Genomic DNA, 3,705 nt, shown 5'->3' on the forward strand with positions numbered 1-3,705 from the left:
GACGCGGTCAGCAACTCGCCAACCACCCGCTCGCTATCCCCATCCACCTCAGGGCGCGCCCTCCACGATCCCGGCATGCACACCTTTCTACCCGCAACCACCACCACCCCGCCACACCCTTGCCCCATGCAACAACCCCACCACCCACCGCAGGAACCAGCCAACCGGGGCCGACCGGGCAGCGCGCAGCACCGCCGTCTGGGCCGGTTACGGCATTTCGATGCCGGCCGCGTGCAGCCTCGCCTCGATCAATACGGTCATCCGGGTCCAGGCCGGCTTCTGGTCTTCTCCGTGGTGGCTGAGCAGTTCGCCGCGCGCGGCGCCGTCGTGGCGGGTGCGCAGCCCGGGCAGCGTGGTGATCAACGAGGGGTTGGCGAGCAGGTGATCGGCCCAGGCGGTCGCCAGTTCGTCCACCCGCGGATCGTCGGCCTCCCAATCGCCGGCCTGCGACCAGCGCTTGATCAAGGCGATGTACACCGGATCGTCGAGAGTGCGCTCGATCTGGCTGAGGTAGCGGTAGAAGTCCTCTGGCACGGGTCGAGCCAAGGGCCGGTCGCAGAACCCAGTCAGCCCGTGATCGGCCGCAGCCGGAACACGGCGATCTCGGTGAGGTGCTTGGCGATCTCGGAGACTGGCGCGTCACTCGCAAACGGCCACTCAGCCGAGGGGCGGCCGAGCCTGGCCAGGTACGTGTGCACCACGAGCGCGGCCGTTTCATCTTCGACCAGCACTGCCTCGCACTGAGGCACCCGGTCGCCTTCGACCTCGCATTTCTCCGCCGCGAGCAGGTTAAGCACCCAGTCCCGCCGCCGGTTCGGGGCGCACACATAGCGCTCTGCCTCGACCGTCGAGATGGCGATCGGGACCGGCTGAGGCTGACCGGTCCTGCGGCCAGGCACAGACATGACGCGTAGCACGTAGGCGCCCTCCTGGTAAGGAGCGGGCTCGCCGGCACGGATCTTCGCCATCATGAACCGGTTGCGCTCTCGGGGCTCCAGGTCGGTTGGATTCGTCACGCATCCGCCCTTCTTCGGCTGGCGACTTGATCGCCGCACTGGCTAAGACCTCGTCATGATACTGATCAAGCGCGGCGCGAGCCGTTCGCCCGGCGCGCAGCGCTCACGCCGCGTCGCCGCCCGCGTTCGTACCAGCTCCAATACCCGCCCGGATCTCAGACGCCGGACACGGCGACGACCTCGCGGTGGTGCTTCGGGTCCGCGGCCTCGTCGACCAGCGCCACGGCCAGGTCGGCATAGGAGAACACGGCATCCCCATCCTGCGCGGGCAGCACCGAGGTGCCGCCGCTGCGGTAGTTGCCGGTGCGCTCCGCCTTGTCGTCGAGCACGGCGGGCGGCGGGGTGACCACGGCCCAGTCCAGGCCGCTGCCGTCGAAGACCGCGATCTCCGAGGAGTGGCCCACGGAGAAGGACCGGTACTCGGCGGGGAACTCGGCCGAGTCGTGAACCGCCACGCCCGGCGCCACCTCGAGCGCGGTGCCGACCCCGACGGTCACGAGCCGCTCCACACCCGCTTCGGCGAGCCCGGCGGCCAGGGCCTTCGCGGCCGCCGTGTAGAACTCGGCCGGATCCGCGTCCGGGCGGAAGACGGTGGAGAGCGCCGCGTCATGCCCGGCCGCTGCCGCGGCCACACTCTGCGCTTCGGTCACGTCGCCCGCGACCAGCCGCACTCCGGCCTGCTGAAGGTCGGCGTGCTTCGCCGGGTCGCGCACTACCGCGGTCACCTCGTGGCCGCGTGTCACCGCCTCGGCGACCACCCGGCGACCCGCCTTGCCGCCTGCGCCGAAGACTATGAGCTTTGCCATGGAAATATCCTCCCGAAGGTTCGGGCGGGACTGCCCCGCTACCAGGGGCACGCTAACCGGCGGCTCCTTGGTTACTGCAACGAAAGCGGCGCTCACCGGCCCGGCGCGTGATCGGGAACGTCGTCGTATTCTGAAAGGCATGAGCAACCCGCTCGACCCGGCCATGTTCACCGAGTGCCGCTCCGCGGACTTGCCCATGCGGCTGAAAAACAAATGGGCGCCGAAGATCATGCGGTGTCTGGTCGACGGTCCGCGACGGTACTCGGAGTTGCAGGTCCCGCTCGTAGGCATCTCGCCGAAGGTGCTCGCGGAGTCGCTGCGCTCGATGGAGCGCGACGGGATCGTTTCCCGTACGGCCCATCCGGGGATGCCGCCTAAGGTCGAATACGAGCTGACCGCGCTGGGTTTCTCCTTGCTCAAGAGCATGGAGTCGTGGTGCGACTGGGCCGATGAGCACCTTGAGGAACTGCTCGAGGCGCGGCAGGCGTACGAGGGACGCGCCTGGCAAATGTGCTGACGTGGCGTCAGTCGTCTTGCGCTGCCGCGTTTGACCTGAGGCAACACGGTGATACGTGCGCGGTGACGACACTGGAGACGCCTCGGCGGAAGCCCGCACGCCGCGCCAGTTCCAAGCGGCCGCATCCGCATCAGGATCCTGCGCACCTGCGGCGGATCCGGGCGGCGTGGCGGACGCTGGGACCGGGACTGGTGACCGGGGCCTCCGACGACGATCCCTCGGGCATCGCGACCTACGCCCAAGCCGGGGCGAAGTACGGTTTCGGGCTGCTGTGGACCGCGTTGATCACACTGCCGTTGATGGGCGCTATCCAAGAGATCTGCGACCGCACCGCACTGGCCACCGGCAAGACCCTCGGGGAACTGGCCCGCTCCTGTTTCGGCCGCTGGACCAGGGCCGGTATCGGGGTGCTGATCGTCGCGCTGGTCGGGGCTAACGCCCTGAACATCGCCGCCGACTTGGTCGCCATCGGCCAGGGCATGGCGCTGCTGCACGCCGGTCCCGCGTGGCTGTGGTCGCTGGCCGCCGGAACGTTGATCACCGCCCTGCTGTTGCTCGGCGCGTTCAAGTTCATTCAGCACGCCTTCAAGATCCTCTGCCTGGCGCTGCTGTCCTATCTCGTGGTCCTCTTCGCCGCGCGGGTGCCTTGGGGCGCGGTGGCCGCCCACACCTTCATCCCGCACATCACCTGGTCCAAGGAGTACCTCGCACTACTTGTCGCGGTACTCGGCACCACCATCTCTCCGTATTTGTTCTTCTGGCAGACCGCCGACCGGGTCGAGGAGATGCGCGCGGAGGATCAGGGCGGCACCAGGGCGCTGCCGCTTCGCCGCCGCACCACGCTCGGCGCGCGGCGTAAGCAACGCTCCAGCCGCTATGACGTGTTCACCGGCATGACCTTCTCCAACCTGGTGATGTTCGCGATCATCACGGCGACCGCCTCCACGATCGGGCGGCACGGTCCGGTCCGTATCGACAGTGCCGCGCAGGCCGCCGCCGCGCTGCGCCCGGTCGCCGGATCGCTGGCCGCCAGTGTGTTCGCCCTCGGATTCATCGGCTCCGGGATGCTGGCGGTCCCGGTGCTGGCCGGCTCCGGATCAGTCGGCCTGGCCGGGCTGCTGGGCCGCCCCTGGGGCCTGTCGCTCTCCATCCGCCAGGCGCCGGTGTTCTACCTGTTGATCGCTCTCGGCACCCTCGGCGGCACCGCGCTCACGCTCACCGCGGTCAACCCGATCACCCTGCTGGTGTTCTCCGCGACCGTCAACGGCGTCGCCGCCGCCCCATTTCTGATCGTCGTGATGCTGGTGTCCGCGAACAAACCCCTGATGGGCAAGTACCGCAACGGGGTGCTGGCGGCGACCCTCGG

The 3,705-nt window shown here is 68.9% G+C and carries 5 protein-coding genes; 2 read left to right on the forward strand and 3 right to left on the reverse strand.

What is annotated here, in order from left to right; genetic code table 11:
- Positions 1 to 207 precede the first annotated feature (207 nt).
- From VN779_RS25135 to VN779_RS25145, 3 genes are all read right to left on the reverse strand, one after another.
- Positions 208 to 534, reverse strand: coding sequence for a hypothetical protein (locus tag VN779_RS25135; RefSeq protein WP_325727616.1), 327 nt, complete (start codon positions 532 to 534; stop codon positions 208 to 210).
- Between the two features lie 32 nt (positions 535 to 566).
- On the reverse strand, positions 567 to 1,016 hold the full coding sequence (locus VN779_RS25140; protein ID WP_325727618.1) for a hypothetical protein: 450 nt from the start codon (positions 1,014 to 1,016) through the stop codon (positions 567 to 569).
- A gap of 155 nt (positions 1,017 to 1,171) precedes the next feature.
- The gene (locus VN779_RS25145) at positions 1,172 to 1,822 is read right to left on the reverse strand and encodes an NAD(P)-dependent oxidoreductase (protein WP_325727620.1); all 651 of its coding nucleotides are present in this window, start codon (positions 1,820 to 1,822) and stop codon (positions 1,172 to 1,174) included.
- Positions 1,823 to 1,961: 139 nt separating this feature from the next.
- Here VN779_RS25145 and VN779_RS25150 point away from each other — a divergent pair, with 139 nt between their 5' ends.
- Both VN779_RS25150 and VN779_RS25155 read left to right on the forward strand, forming a co-directional pair.
- A complete protein-coding gene (locus VN779_RS25150; RefSeq protein WP_325727622.1) occupies positions 1,962 to 2,339 on the forward strand; it encodes a helix-turn-helix domain-containing protein in 378 nt (125 codons plus the stop codon).
- A gap of 191 nt (positions 2,340 to 2,530) precedes the next feature.
- A partial coding sequence (locus VN779_RS25155) for an Nramp family divalent metal transporter (RefSeq protein ID WP_325727624.1) occupies positions 2,531 to 3,705 on the forward strand: 1,175 nt, incomplete at its 3' end.

This window comes from Actinocrinis sp., assembly GCF_035605935.1.
Taxonomy (GTDB): Bacteria; Actinomycetota; Actinomycetes; order Streptomycetales; family Catenulisporaceae; genus Actinocrinis.

Excerpts from the sequence above, each read along its gene's own strand:
- VN779_RS25145 (WP_325727620.1), bottom strand. The coding sequence starts at position 1,822 with ATGGCAAAGCTCATAGTCTTCGGCGCAGGCGGCAAGGCGGGTCGCCGG.
- VN779_RS25150 (WP_325727622.1), top strand. The coding sequence starts at position 1,962 with ATGAGCAACCCGCTCGACCCGGCCATGTTCACCGAGTGCCGCTCCGCG.